The 13,670-nt window shown below is 41.0% G+C and carries 13 protein-coding genes; 10 read left to right on the forward strand and 3 right to left on the reverse strand.

The window, feature by feature from the left end; genetic code table 11:
- Positions 1 to 103: 103 nt before the first annotated feature.
- On the forward strand, positions 104 to 802 hold the full coding sequence (locus tag CD03_RS0107295) for a response regulator transcription factor (RefSeq protein ID WP_330377159.1): 699 nt from the start codon (positions 104 to 106) through the stop codon (positions 800 to 802).
- On the forward strand, positions 795 to 2,090 hold the full coding sequence (locus CD03_RS0107300; RefSeq protein WP_052377724.1) for a HAMP domain-containing sensor histidine kinase: 1,296 nt from the start codon (positions 795 to 797) through the stop codon (positions 2,088 to 2,090). Before CD03_RS0107295 ends, CD03_RS0107300 begins: the two co-directional genes overlap by 8 nt.
- Here CD03_RS0107300 and CD03_RS0107305 read toward each other — a convergent pair.
- Complete coding sequence (locus CD03_RS0107305; RefSeq protein WP_027293081.1) at positions 2,087 to 2,383, reverse strand: YciI family protein; 297 nt, start codon at positions 2,381 to 2,383, stop codon at positions 2,087 to 2,089. The genes CD03_RS0107300 and CD03_RS0107305 overlap by 4 nt on opposite strands.
- 233 nt (positions 2,384 to 2,616) lie before the next feature.
- On the opposite strand from CD03_RS0107305, the gene CD03_RS0107310 reads away from it, so the two are divergent.
- The 3 genes from CD03_RS0107310 (at position 2,617) to CD03_RS0107320 (ending at position 7,254) form a co-directional block, all read left to right on the forward strand.
- The gene (locus CD03_RS0107310; RefSeq protein ID WP_027293082.1) at positions 2,617 to 3,375 is read left to right on the forward strand and encodes an ABC transporter ATP-binding protein; all 759 of its coding nucleotides are present in this window, start codon (positions 2,617 to 2,619) and stop codon (positions 3,373 to 3,375) included.
- A complete protein-coding gene (locus CD03_RS0107315) occupies positions 3,311 to 5,740 on the forward strand; it encodes an ABC transporter permease (protein ID WP_027293083.1) in 2,430 nt (809 codons plus the stop codon). Before CD03_RS0107310 ends, CD03_RS0107315 begins: the two co-directional genes overlap by 65 nt.
- 527 nt (positions 5,741 to 6,267) lie before the next feature.
- Positions 6,268 to 7,254 (forward strand): reverse transcriptase family protein, encoded by a 987-nt coding sequence (locus tag CD03_RS0107320; RefSeq protein WP_027293084.1) that lies wholly within the window; start codon positions 6,268 to 6,270, stop codon positions 7,252 to 7,254.
- 98 nt (positions 7,255 to 7,352) lie between these two features.
- On the opposite strand, the gene CD03_RS0107325 is transcribed toward CD03_RS0107320, so the two are convergent.
- Together CD03_RS0107325 and malQ are read right to left on the reverse strand one after the other, a co-directional pair.
- Positions 7,353 to 8,096, reverse strand: a complete 744-nt coding sequence (locus CD03_RS0107325; protein ID WP_027293085.1) for a lysophospholipid acyltransferase family protein — start codon at positions 8,094 to 8,096, stop codon at positions 7,353 to 7,355.
- Between the two features lie 41 nt (positions 8,097 to 8,137).
- On the reverse strand, positions 8,138 to 9,658 hold the full coding sequence (gene malQ, locus CD03_RS0107330) for a 4-alpha-glucanotransferase (protein WP_027293086.1): 1,521 nt from the start codon (positions 9,656 to 9,658) through the stop codon (positions 8,138 to 8,140).
- A 196-nt stretch (positions 9,659 to 9,854) separates the two neighbouring features.
- Between malQ and CD03_RS0107335 the strand changes: the two genes are divergently transcribed.
- The 5 genes from CD03_RS0107335 (at position 9,855) to CD03_RS0107355 (ending at position 13,666) form a co-directional block, all read left to right on the forward strand.
- On the forward strand, positions 9,855 to 10,445 hold the full coding sequence (locus CD03_RS0107335) for an anthranilate synthase component II (RefSeq protein ID WP_027293087.1): 591 nt from the start codon (positions 9,855 to 9,857) through the stop codon (positions 10,443 to 10,445).
- Positions 10,438 to 11,784 (forward strand): aminodeoxychorismate synthase component I, encoded by a 1,347-nt coding sequence (pabB, locus tag CD03_RS0107340; protein WP_027293088.1) that lies wholly within the window; start codon positions 10,438 to 10,440, stop codon positions 11,782 to 11,784. The genes CD03_RS0107335 and pabB overlap by 8 nt, the downstream gene beginning before the upstream one ends.
- A gap of 16 nt (positions 11,785 to 11,800) precedes the next feature.
- A complete protein-coding gene (locus CD03_RS0107345; protein WP_027293089.1) occupies positions 11,801 to 12,451 on the forward strand; it encodes an HAD family hydrolase in 651 nt (216 codons plus the stop codon).
- A 6-nt stretch (positions 12,452 to 12,457) separates the two neighbouring features.
- Positions 12,458 to 13,177, forward strand: coding sequence for an aminotransferase class IV (locus CD03_RS32765; RefSeq protein WP_044289220.1), 720 nt, complete (start codon positions 12,458 to 12,460; stop codon positions 13,175 to 13,177).
- Between the two features lie 69 nt (positions 13,178 to 13,246).
- Positions 13,247 to 13,666 carry a protease complex subunit PrcB family protein gene (locus CD03_RS0107355; protein WP_027293090.1) on the forward strand — a complete coding sequence of 140 codons (420 nt, stop codon included), beginning with the start codon at positions 13,247 to 13,249 and terminating at the stop codon, positions 13,664 to 13,666.
- The last annotated feature ends 4 nt before the right edge of the window (positions 13,667 to 13,670 follow it).

A 13,670-nucleotide genomic window follows, 5' to 3' on the forward strand; every position in this document is an offset into this window, starting at 1 on the left:
AGAAAAGCTATAAAAAAGTGTCCGTTTGGGGCACTTTTTTACTTTAAAATAAAAAACCGGAAAGTAGAAAGGAAGTATTGCAGGATGTATCCTGCAGCACTGGGTGAGTATCAAGATGAAATATGACTGCCTGATAGTAGATGATGAGGAAGCACTTGCTGACAGTACCTGTGAATACTTTAATATGTTTGATGTGAAAACAGCGGTTGTTTATACAAAAAGCCAATGTCTGGAATTTTTTTTAGAGAATCAGGCGGAGATGATTCTTCTGGATATCAATCTGGGGAATGATTCTGGATTTGCATTGTGTAAAGAGCTCAGGGAAAAAATACAGGTTCCTATTTTGTTTATCAGTGCCAGAACCAGCGATGATGATGTGCTGATAGCTTTAAATATCGGTGGAGATGACTATATAAAAAAACCATATTCACTCAGTATTCTCCTGGCGAAGGTAAAGGCGGTACTTCGGCGTCAGAAGCTGTCAAATGTCAGAGATTTGTTTGAGGACAGAGGTCTGGTTGTGGACTTTAAAACTTCCAGGGCCAGTTTAGATGGTACGCTATTAAAATTAAAGACAATGGAATATCAGCTGTTAGAATATCTGGTACAGAATGCAAACCGCATTATTCCAAAAGAAGAACTGTTCCGAAAAGTCTGGAAAGATGCTATAACCGGAGATGGTACACTAAACGTGCACATACGAAGGATACGTGAGAAGATAGAAGAAACTCCTAATGACCCCAAACGAATAAAAACAATCTGGGGAACGGGATACGTATATGAGGAGGAGTATCGTGATTAATAAAGGATTCATAGCGGTGACAGCAGCATTCCTTGTCATGATGGCGGGGTTTATGTTTTGGACGGCGACAGATGCCAAAGTGCAGAACCTGGATATTACTGCCGTGAATGATGTTGTAATGCAGGCAGCAGATCATTGGGATGAATTACTACAGGGAAGAAGCGGACAGGCTGTAAACCATGCCTATTCTTTTGCATTTTCCATATTTGACAGGGACGGGAAGATTCTGATGGCGACAGAAAAGGGGCTGTCAGAGAACCTGTCAATGTCGATTATTAATCGGGATACTATCGTGGATATCGAAAAAGATGGGGTGTTACTTGGCAAGGCAGTATTTCATAATGATTCTCAAGAATTTCTAAAATCAAAAACAGAACAATTTCTTTTATGCGGCGTGATTTTGATTTGCAGCATTCTGTTCTGCATCGTACTCTATTATTGGTATCTGAGAAAGGAATTATTTGTACCATTTCAGAAAATGGAGTATTTTGCAAGAAATATAGCAAGAGGGGATTTCAATGTTCCGCTGGAAATGGATCATACAAATTTATTTGGAGCATTTACAGAAAGTTTTGATCTGATGCGTGAAGAATTAAAAAGGGCGAAGGAAAATGAGCGTCAGGCAAATCAAAGTAAAAAAGAGCTGGTTGCATCATTAAGCCATGATATTAAGACTCCCGTAGCTTCCATTCAAGCCATATCTGAGCTGATGCTGGCATTCCAAAGAAGCGATAAAGAGAAGAAACAGTTGGAAACAATCGGACAAAAAGCTGAACAGATCAATCAACTGATTACAAATTTATTTCAGGCAACTATGGAGGAATTAGAGAAGCTGAAAGTGGAAACTTTAGAAATGGGCAGCCAGATTCTGAGTTCTTATATAGCGGCAGCTGATTACAATCATCTGGCTGATCTGAAATCTATCCCGGAATGCATGATCGCAGCTGATCCACTACGGCTTCAGCAGGTGATCGATAATGTAATGAACAATTCCTATAAATATGCTAATACCTCTATTGAGATTTCTGCTTTCTGTGAGGAGAATTATCTGAGAGTATGTTTCCGGGATTTTGGAAAAGGAGCAGCGAAAGAGGATTTACCATTACTATTTGAAAAGTTCTACCGGGGCAGAAATACTGCAGAGATAAACGGAGCAGGACTGGGGCTGTATTTAGCCCGGTATTTTATGGAACAGATGGGGGGCAGTATCAACTGCGAAAACCGGGAAGATGGCTTTGTGGTTACCCTGTTTGTAAGACTTGCAGGAAAAGAGCAGTTCACGTATTAATTATCAAACCATTCTGCGGGTGAAGAATTAACGTAATGGGAATGGAATTCAAGAATACGGTATTCTTGTATGCCATGTATTTTAAAAGGCTCTTGAGATAAATACTTTTCAATTTTTTCTTTTGAATCGGATTTCATAATAAATACACCGCCACTCATATCGGTTTTCAGCCCGGACAGTAATGTTGTTCCTTCATCCATTGCTTTTTGTGTATATGCCATATGTTCTTTCATTATATCATCTGTCATTTTATCTGCATCTAGTATCATTCCTTCGATCATAAAATATTTCATGTTGTTTTCCTCCTGAATTTATATTTTCTTCAATTATATACCTGGCTCGTGGAAAATAAAAGGGGGGTAGTAAGCTGAGTAAGGGGAGTGTGCGTTATTGTCAGGATTTTAAGTTTTAAGGATTGGTTAAGAATCAGCTAAAGACGCGCTAAGAATTTTCTGTGTAAAATGGGATTATGATAACAGATAATCTTATTTATACCGGCATGTATTTGTCTGAAAGAGGAGAGAAAATGGGAGAAACAATATTAACTACCAATAAATTGTGCAAGACGTTTTCAAATGAAGGGGTCCAGCAGCATGTACTGAGAAATTTGGATATCAGTTTTGAGAAAGGGGATTTTACCGTAATTATGGGCGCATCCGGAGCTGGTAAATCCACGCTTTTGTATGCGTTATCCGGTATGGATAAACCAACCCTTGGAGACATCTATTATGGAAATACGAAAATTTCGGGCTACAGCAATGACAAACTTGCTGTTTTCAGGCGCAGACACTGTGGGTTTGTTTTTCAGCAGATTTATCTGCTGGAGAATATGAGCGTGTTGGATAATGTTATGGCAGTTGGACTATTGGCTGACAGAAATAAAAAGGAAGTATCGGGAAGGGGAAAAGAACTGCTAAAGCAGGTAGGACTGGATAAAAATTCATGGAAGAAGTTTCCTTCTCAATTATCGGGCGGAGAAGCGCAGAGAGTAGGAATTGTCAGAGCTCTTATTAATAAGCCGGAGATTGTGTTTGCGGATGAACCTACAGGCGCACTTAATTCTGCCCATGGGAAAGCAGTTCTGGATACCTTTACCAATTGTCACCAGGAAGGGCAGAGCATTATCATGGTGACACATGATCTGCGTTCAGCACTGAGAGGAAATCGCATTATTTATCTGAAGGACGGCATCATTTGCGGAGAATGCCGATTAACGGATTATGATGAAGATGATCAAAACCGGATTGGAATACTGCGTGATTTTCTGGAAGAAATGGGGTGGTAAGATGGATACTGCAGGAATGTTAATGAAATCTTACCTGAAAAAGAGCAAAGGCCAGATGTTGTCGTTGTTCCTATTGATTGTAATTGCAGTTACCATTTTAAATACGGGAGCATTGGTATTTTTTAATTATCAGCAATCTTTTCTTAACAGAATGGAAGCGCTGAATGGAGCGCATTTTATGGCGGCATTGGCTGAAAGCGATGATCAGGATAAGAATATTGAGTTTATCCGGAATTATAAGGGGGTAAACCAGGTAGAGACACAGAAAGCTCTGATTTTTCCGGGAGCATCGCTTCCCTATGCAGACAGCAGGCTGGAACAGGTTTTTCTGATTACCAGTCTGGGAGAGAAAAGAAACATATCAAAACTTCATATTATGGAGGAAGATACATCTATACAGAACGGAATATACCTCCCTTATATTATGAAAACAGGAGGATATCATAAAATAGGGGAACCTTTTGATATTCAGTTTAACCACAAGAGCTATTTATTTACCATAGCAGGATTTATAGAAGATGTGTCCCTCACAAGTTCCATTAACTTAGGTGGAATAGGAGCGTACTTAAAAGAACCGGATTTTGACAAACTGCAGGAAGATTCGAAAGAATGGAGTAACCTTGGGACGTTGGTTTCAGCAAGAATGGAAGACTATCGTGATTCTGTGAATCTGACTTCTGACTTTAAGAAACAGCTGTCGGGAATGCAGCGTCTGGAAGGTACGGCTATGAACTTCTGGTGTCAGGATGCGGTATTGGGGGTACGTGCGAGGACTTTGACCTCCAACATCGGTGGGTCAATCATGATTAGCTTTGCACTTATTATTGTGTTGATCAGCATGGTGGTAATCCGATTCCGGATTATTAATATGATTGAAGAAGATATGAAAAATGTGGGTGTTTTAAAAGCGCTGGGCTACACCAGCAGACAGATTGTAATTTCCTTTGTCCTGCAATTTGCTCTTATTGGAAGTATAGGCGCTGTGCTGGGCGTATCAGCATCTTATGGTGTTTTGCCCTTGATTAATGAGTTGTTTTCTGCACAGACAGGAATTGTATGGCACCAGGGATTCCACGCAGCCATTAGCAGCATCGTTTTTGTATTTATCATCATTATGACTGGCAGTATTGCATTTTTTGCTTCTGGCAGAATCAACCACCTGCATCCGATTATTGCCATCCGGGGTGGAATAGCGACTCACAGTTTTCGAAATAATGTTATTCCATTGGATACTTCGAAAGGAACCCTAAATCTTATGTTAGCCGTTAAGAACACGCTGCAGAATACCAAAAAGAATATTATGATTGGGATCATCATTTCATTTTTGACCTTCGTAGCATTGTTTGCATGGACGATGTATTATAATATAGCATTAGAAAAAAGTGCATTTTTAAATATTATAGGAGCAGAAATGGCAGATTTGATGGTTGTACTGCCAGACAATGAAAAAGTGGAATCTTTCCCAAAAAAGATTCGGGAAATGGATAATGTAAGAAAAACATTCTATTTTGATACCCTTAGTACCCTTGTAAATGGTATGGACTGTATGACCACTGTGATAGAAGATTTTAATATGGTGGAAAACAATACAATTTATAAAGGACGTTATCCCAAACATGACAATGAAGTGGCAATGGGTGCGCTATTGGCAGAGGTTCTTGTGAAAGATATTGGAGATACCATAACGGTAGAGACCGGAAATGAGCATAAAGAATTTCTGGTTACTGGGCTGACACAGGGATCTAACTTTCTCGGTATGGATATAATGATAACGAAGGCGGGAATTGAAAAAATTCTGCCGTCATTTAACCAGAGTAATCTGTACGTATATTTGAATCAAAGTGATGAAGGGGCAATGGAGGACTTCCAAAATGAAATCAATAAAATTTACGGAGAAGAAGAAATATCACTGACGAAAAATAAAGAAGTTATGTTCAGTGTGATCAATATATACTCCACTATGACAACGATTATAGCGATTGGTATTTTGTGTACCACAGTACTGGTTATTACACTGGTGTTGTATCTGATTATAAGGATGATGATTACCAGGCAAAAGCGGTATTACGGAATTCAAAAGTCCATCGGATTTACCACGGGTCAGATCATCAGACAGATTACATTCAGCTTAATGCCTCCAATTGTAATTGGTGCAGCAGCGGGAGGAATTATCAGCATGCTGGCTATGAACCGGGTTATCTCTGTACTATTCAAAAGCCTGGGGGTTATGAATGCGCATTTTATTATCCAGCCACTGGGGGTTACAGGAATTATAGCGGGTATTATTGCGGTAAGTTATGTATTGGGATATTTGATCGCAGGCAGAATACGCAAGATCACTCCTTATAGCTTAATAACGGAGTAAATCTGATTGTATTTCAAAGTAAATGGGATCTGAATAAAAATAAAATTTACAGTTCTCCAATACTTATGGTATGATAGAGATATAATTTGGCAGAGACATTAGTATTTCCATAAATTTTGGCCGGGCAGCGAGTCGCTGTCTGGAATTGTATTCTTACAGATCGGTGCAGGCCTGCCTGCACACCGTAAACTGCTGCGATGTACTTCAGCACAATGCTTGTGCGGCCTTCGGTTGGTACAACTTCGCATTTTACGTATCACCTTTTTGTTTTGCCTTTGCCATCTAATAAAACCGAGCCGGACAATTCATTTATATTATATTTGAATAATCCGGCTTGAATTACAGTAGAGTGTGCTTGAAAATTCATTGCACCCGTCTGGTCGCTCCACTTTGCAGGCTGCAATTGTGCAATTTAAGGGATGTATCCCCACTACGCACCTGAAATTGCACGGTCACATCCCATAAATTGGAACAACCAGCCAGGGTACAGGCAATTTTAAAACACGCTCCAGGATGGAGGAAAGCATATGGGAGATCATAGGTTGTGGAAATATTGTACGGCGGAACATTGCAGGCAGCTGATCATGGAGTTTCAATTATTTGGAGAGATTAATTGGCCAGAGGAGCGCCAGATTGCATGTCTGTATGCTCTTAGCAATCATATCCCCGGTCACTATCGCACTGCAAAAATTCCAAAGAGGGACGGTACCTGCCGGCAGCTCTGCATACCTGACACACTTTTGAAAATGGTTCAGAGAAATATTCTTCATCATATTCTGGACCCGATCCCTGTATCATCATGCGCAACTGCTTACCGTAAAGGAGTCTCGCTTATCTCAAATGTATCCGGCCATGTGGGGCAGGAAAAAATTCTAAAACTGGACATCCATGATTTTTTCGGAAATATACCTTTTATACTGGTATATCAGAGGGTTTTCCATAGTTATCGGTTTCCGCCTGCAGTAGGAACACTGCTGACACATCTCTGCTGTTACGAAGGCTGTCTGCCCCAGGGAGCACCCACCTCAGCTGCAATATCAAATATTGTTATGATGCCCTTTGATGAGTACATGGGGGAATGGTGTGCTAAACGTGGGGTAACCTATACCAGATACTGTGATGATATGACCTTTTCCGGCAGCTTTGAGGCATATAAAGTAAAAAATAAAGTTCGCGGTTTCTTACAGGTGATTGGTTTAGAGTTAAATGAAAAGAAGACGAAATTACTTTTAGCCGGTCAGAGGCAGGCAGTTACCGGTATTGTAGTCAATTGTAAACCACAGGTATCCGGGGAATATAGAAGAAAACTGCGCCAGGAAATATACTATTGCTGTAAATTTGGCGCAGCTTCTCACCTACAGCATGTACAAGATCAAAAATACGGGACAGATGCAACAGAAAATATTCGTTATCTTCAGAAACTGCTTGGTAAAATTAACTTTGTTTTACAGGTTAATCCTGAGGATAAGTATTTTAAGACGGCCAGAGAGAGTTTGAAAAATTTAGTGACATGAAAGGAAGTCAGAGAGATCGATAGGTAGTTTTTCCAGTTTTGGGAAATCCTAAAGAATCCGCCATGTCAATCAGATACATGGCGGATTCTTCCTGTACTTTATTTTATGGACAGCGTTTTATGCTCATCCAGCATCCCCTGAATCACCTTCTGTGTATAAGCTCCAAGGAATTTCTTATCTTCTTTGCTTAATTCTTTCGGATAAATTGGCTTTCCATACTGCAGAATTACATGTGCGGAACGTATTTTAGGAAAGTGATTCTCAAAAATCTCGGCAGAGTTAGTGATGGCCATAGGAATTATGGCACAGCCTGTTTTTTCAGCCATTTTCAGGCTGCCTTCTTTAAAGGGTAGCATTGGGGCATCCGGTACTTTGTTCCTGGTTCCTTCCGGAAAAATGCACATGGATATTCCGGCTTTTATTTGTTCAATTCCTTTAAGAATCGTTTTCAGACCTTCTTTGATGTCTTCCCGATTGAGAAACAGGCAGTAGAGCCGTTTCATCCAGTGGGAGAGCAGAGGTATTTTTTCCATGCCATCTTTCGCCACGTAGCCTGTAAGCCCCGGACATCTGGAATAGGTAAGCAGAATATCAAAAAAACTTCTGTGATTGCCTACATACAGCACTGCTTCATTCTGGGGGACGTTTTCAGCACCGATGATGGTTGCCTTGGTTCCGCTCACAAACAATACCAGTTTAAAAACGTTTTGAACCAGACGTAAAGATGATATATCTCTCAGTCTCGGATTGAATTTACCAAGGATCCACTCAAATATCAGAATTGGAATGGATAAAATAAGAAAACCTACAACAACTATTACAACAATAATAAAACGTATCATGTCTATCTCTCTTTTCTACTAATTAGTTATATCTTATGAAATTAATACCGCCCAAATAAGTGGGAGGTCTGACGCAGCCATTCAGAACGGCTGGAGTCCAGATCTTCCTGCAGGTAGCGGAATTCCCAGTTTCCTTCGGCAACACCCGGTGTATTCATCCTGTGACTGCTGTCAAGCTGGAGAATATCCTGTATCGGGAAAATAGCAAATCTTGCAATTGTGCCCATGCAGAAACGTATCATATCAAGGCTTATATTGCCGCCATCGGTATTTCCGTATCTGCGGATTTTGTCCTTTAATTCTTCGGACAGACCCTGATACCAGCCGGCAGAGGTATCGTTATCATGGGTACCGGTATAACAGATGCAGTTGACAGTAGTGAAATTATGGGGGAGGTATGTACTTTCACCCATATCCTGAAATGCAAACTGTAAGATCCGCATACCCGGAAAATGAAACATATCCCGCAGCCATTCTACATCAGGTGTGATGATCCCAAGATCTTCCGCAAGAATCGGAAGCCGGTCCCCCAGTTCTTTTTGGATACATAGAAACAGGTCTTCGCAGGGACCTTTTACCCATTTGCCATTCAAGGCAGTTTCTTCCTCCGCAGGAATAGACCAGTAAGCCTCAAAGCCCCTGAAATGGTCGATACGAAGATAATCAACCATCTTCAGCTGATGTGCAATTCTGCTGATCCACCACTGATAACCATCTTTTTTGTGAACAGGCCAGTCATAGAGCGGATTGCCCCAGCGCTGTCCGGTAGCAGAAAAGTAGTCAGGCGGAACTCCGGATACTCTGGTGGGATGACCGGTACTATCCAGCTGGAACAGCCCTTTATTTGCCCAGACATCGGCGCTGTCGTATGCAGCGAAGATGGGGATATCCCCGATAATAAAGACCTCTTTTTCATTGGCATAGGCTTTTAATTTCGCCCATTGGGAAAAGAAGATAAACTGCAGGAACTGGTGATATCGGATTTCGTCTTTTAAGCTTTTTTTCAGACTGTCCCTTACTTCTGGTATGGGTGAAATTAGTTCTTCTTCCCAGTCTGCCCAGCATTCGCCTTCGTGAGTATCTTTAAGTGCCATAAAGAGGCTGTAATCTTCCAGCCAATCTGCATTTGCCATACAGAAATCGTCATACTCTTCCAGGAGCATTTTATTGGGGGTGTGCTTAAATGCGGCATATGCCTGCTGAAACAGTGTTTCTTTGTATTTGCGGACCTCAATGTAATCAGCTTTTCTGGGATCTTTCCATTGAGGAATCTTTTCAATATCACTTTTTTCCAACAGTTCCATATCAGCCAGATCATCGAGACTGATCAATAACGGCTGCCCTGCAAACGCAGAAGGGCTTTGATAGGGGGAGTTCCAGAAGCCGGTAGGACCAAGTGGAAGAACCTGCCACAGGTGCTGGCTGGATTCATGGAGAAAATCGATGAAATCATAAGCGCCTTTTCCCAGGTCGCCAATGCCATAAGGGGATGGAAAGGAGGTAGGATGCACCAGAATGCCCGACAGACGGCGCATATCCTCTTCGTTACTTGTATTAACCATAAAATTCTCCTTTACGTTATACGTACTATGCTTTTTATTATACTGGACTTTTGAAAGGGATTCAAGAAGAACAGATAAATTTATACTTGAAGAATTCGCATATTTTGTATATAATAGGGGCATCTGCAAGTTACGGACCTTTAGACTCACTTTAGGATAACGACTTGGTTTTAAAAACGAAAGTGAGGAGAGGTCTATGTTTTTGTGTATTGATAATTATGATTCTTTTGTGTACAATCTGTCCGCTTATTTTGAAGAGCTGGGTCAGGAAATTCTCGTAGTGCGAAATGATAAGGTTACGTTAGAGGAACTTTCCGGTATGAGACCGGAGGGGATCGTAATTTCGCCAGGTCCTAAAAACCCGAAATCAGCGGGGCTATCCAATGAAATTGTCCGGAAATTTAAAAATGAGATACCAATATTAGGTGTATGCCTGGGTCACCAGGTTATAGGCTATTCTTTTGGTGCGGATATAGTGAAAGGAAAACGGCCCATGCATGGAAAAGTTACCAGAATCCACCACAGTGGAAGGGGGATTTTCCGTGGAATTCCAAAAGAATATGGGGTAACCAGATATCATTCCCTTGTGATAGACAAGACTACTTTGCCGCTTGATTTTCAGGTGGATGCCTGGACAGAAGATGGGGATATTATGGCAATATCCCACAGGGAAGCCCCTGTTTTCGGTGTACAGTTTCATCCGGAAGCCGTGCTGACCGATTTCGGACATGAACTTTTAGATAACTTTATAAATATTAGTAAAGACTGGTGGTGCAGACATGCTTAAGAAAATTCAGAAATTACAGCCGTATATCCCGATTCAGGACATCCATATGGTTTTTCAAAATGAAAAGGACGCCGTTTTTCTGGACTCGTCTCTGAGAAATAAGCTCGGCAGATACTCCATTATCGGTCTGTACCCCTATCTGAAGCTGGTAAAAGGGGAAACTTTTACGATCAACGGAGAACCAGGCAGTGTTTCATTTGAACAATTTATGAGAAATTATCTAAAAGAAAATAAAGAAGAAAATGCAACGGGACTTCCTATTATTTCCGGAGCAATCGGATATTTTTCTTATGATTACGGGCGCAAAAAAGAAGGGGTAAAAGCAAAAGATCCAATAGAAGCAGATATCCCGGACTGCATTTTGAATTTCTATGATGTATTTATTATTGAGGATCATGAGAAAAAGGAAGTTTCGCTGATCGCAAATGGGAAGCTGAAAGACAGCAGCATTCGTTTGGAAGAGCTGAAGAAGTCCATTTTTAATGGTATTCGTATCGCACACCCATTGGAGGAGAGAAGAGAAATTGAGGTAATCCCTAATTTTCAAAAAGAAGATTATTTAAAAGCAATTGATAATATGATAGGATATATTATCGAAGGTGATATTTATATTGCGAATATGACCCAGCGGCTTAGCATAAAAAGCAGCAAATCTCCGTATGAAGTATTTAGTAAGTTACGGGGAAATAATCCTGCTCCATTTGGCGGATATCTGAATTATGGCGATTTTCAGGTCATCTGCGCTTCTCCGGAACGGTTTCTCCAAATGAAAAAGGGGCATGTGGAAACCAGACCGATCAAGGGGACCAGAAAAAGGGGAACTACACCTGAAGAGGATAAAATGCTGAAGGAAGAGCTGGCATCTTCGGAAAAAGATAAAAGTGAACTGCTGATGATTGTAGATTTGGAGCGGAATGATCTGAACCGGGTATGCAGGCACGGAAGTGTTCAGGTAACGGAACTTTTTACCGTAGAAGAATATGCAACGGTTTTTCATCTTGTATCTAACATCACAGGAGATCTGAAGCCTGGAATGACGGTGATGGATCTGATAGAAGCGGCATTTCCGGGAGGTTCCATCACCGGTGCCCCCAAGCTGCGTGCCATGGAGATTATTGATGAGCTGGAACATGGCAGAAGAGGATTGTATACTGGTTCAATCGGATATCTGACGCTGGACGGAGATTGTGATTTTAATATTGTGATACGGACTGCCGTGCACAAAGACGGCATATATCATTTAGGGGTAGGCGGAGGGATCACCTACGAATCGGAACTGGAATTTGAATATGAAGAGACGTTGCAAAAGGCGAAAGCGATACTGGAAGCCTTACAGTAGCGCAGAAAGGTTTATAATGAATAAGAACTATATGTTATTCGATCTGGATGGAACGCTTACAGACCCGCAGGAGGGAATTACCAATTCCGTTGCCTATGCTTTGAAACAATATGGGATCCATATAGAGGAAAAGGCAGAACTGAACAAATTCATAGGACCTCCCCTGAAGGATTCTTTTATGGAATATTATGGGTTTTCCGATAAGCAGGCAGAGGAAGCGGTATGGAAATACAGAGAATACTTTAGCGAGGACGGAATATTTGAAAATAAAGTATATCCCGGCATACCGGAGATGCTGCAGCATTTAAAGGAACAGGGGAAAGTACTGATTGTGGCAACATCAAAACCTACTGTATATGCAAAGCGGATCCTGGAACGTTTTGAGCTGATAAAGTACTTTGAGGATGTTCAGGGAAGTGAATTGGATGGAAGACGAACGAAAAAAGATGAAGTGATCAGTTATGCCCTGGATCAAAATCATATTTCCGACAAAAACCGGGCTGTTATGATCGGAGACCGGGAACACGATATAATCGGCGCAAAAAAATGCGGTCTGGAAAGCATTGGTGTGCTGTTTGGGTATGGAACCCGGGAAGAACTGGAAAAAAGCGGAGCAGATAAAATTGCGGATTCCGTTCAAATGCTGGAGAAATTATTGACGGAGTAGAAAATAATGGATATCAAATTAGATGAAGGGTATTGGTTTGGCCTTGGAGTATTTGAGACAATAGCGGTAGTAAATGGCAGGGCGGTACTTCTTGAAGAACATTTAAAACGGATGGAAAAGGGAATACACTTTCTTAAGTTAAAAATGAATGTTTCAAAAGAAAAGATTGTGGAATATCTGATGGAGCATCCTATGTCACATGGAGTTCTTAAAATATCTGTATCAGATGAAAATATGATTTTAACCCACAGACAAAATCCATATGGAGATGAACGGTTTCAAAAAGGGTTTCGGGCAAAGTTCAGCCAGGTAATCCGAAATGAGACTTCCGGGTTCACCTATCATAAAACTACGAATTATGGAGACTGCATTCTGGAGAAAAGGAAAGCATTAGAAGAGGGATATGATGAGTTTATTTTCTGCAACAGCAAAGGAGAGATTTGTGAAGGGACTTCCAGCAATATTTTTTTTGTAAAAGATAAAGTCATATATACACCCCGAGTGTCCTGCGGACTGCTTCCCGGAATTATAAGAGACTATCTGATGCGCAGAGAAAAGATTGTTGAGACTGTGATATATCCTCATGAGATTTCCGGCTATGAGGAATGCTTTCTCACGAATTCCCTGATGGGGTTGATGTCCGTTACTTCATTAGATGGTTATACGTTTCCTCAAAGAACCATTGCAGCGCGGTGGAATCAAATATTCTGGAGGGAAATGGAATAAGATGAATGTTCCCTTGCTCATCCTGCATAAGATATTAATAATAAGGCAAGGAAAAGGATAGGAGAGTAAGTGAAAAAAGTAATATCCATTACCATTAGTATCTGCTTTCTGCTGACACTATGCTTGGCAGGGGGCTGCGGCACCCAGGATGACAGTGATAAGGGGAAAATAAAGGATCTGGAATTTACCGTTGTTACTCCGGAAGAGATGCCGGAAGAACTGGCACAGACAATAGAAGAGAACAAAAAAACAGAAATAAAGATGACATACCAAAGCGATAAGTACCTGTATATGATCCGCGGATACGGAGAACAGAAAACAGGCGGTTACAGCATTCAGGTCGACAAATGCTATCTGACGAAGGACGGAATCATGGTACATACCAGTCTGATTGGCCCGTCACATGAAAAGACCATACAGCAGGAACCATCGTTTCCATTTGTAGTAATTAAAATCCCATTTATGGAAGGATCTGTGACTTTTGAATAAAAAG

Origin of the sequence: Robinsoniella sp. KNHs210, assembly GCF_000686105.1 — a bacterium.
GTDB lineage: Bacteria > Bacillota > Clostridia > Lachnospirales > Lachnospiraceae > Robinsoniella > Robinsoniella peoriensis.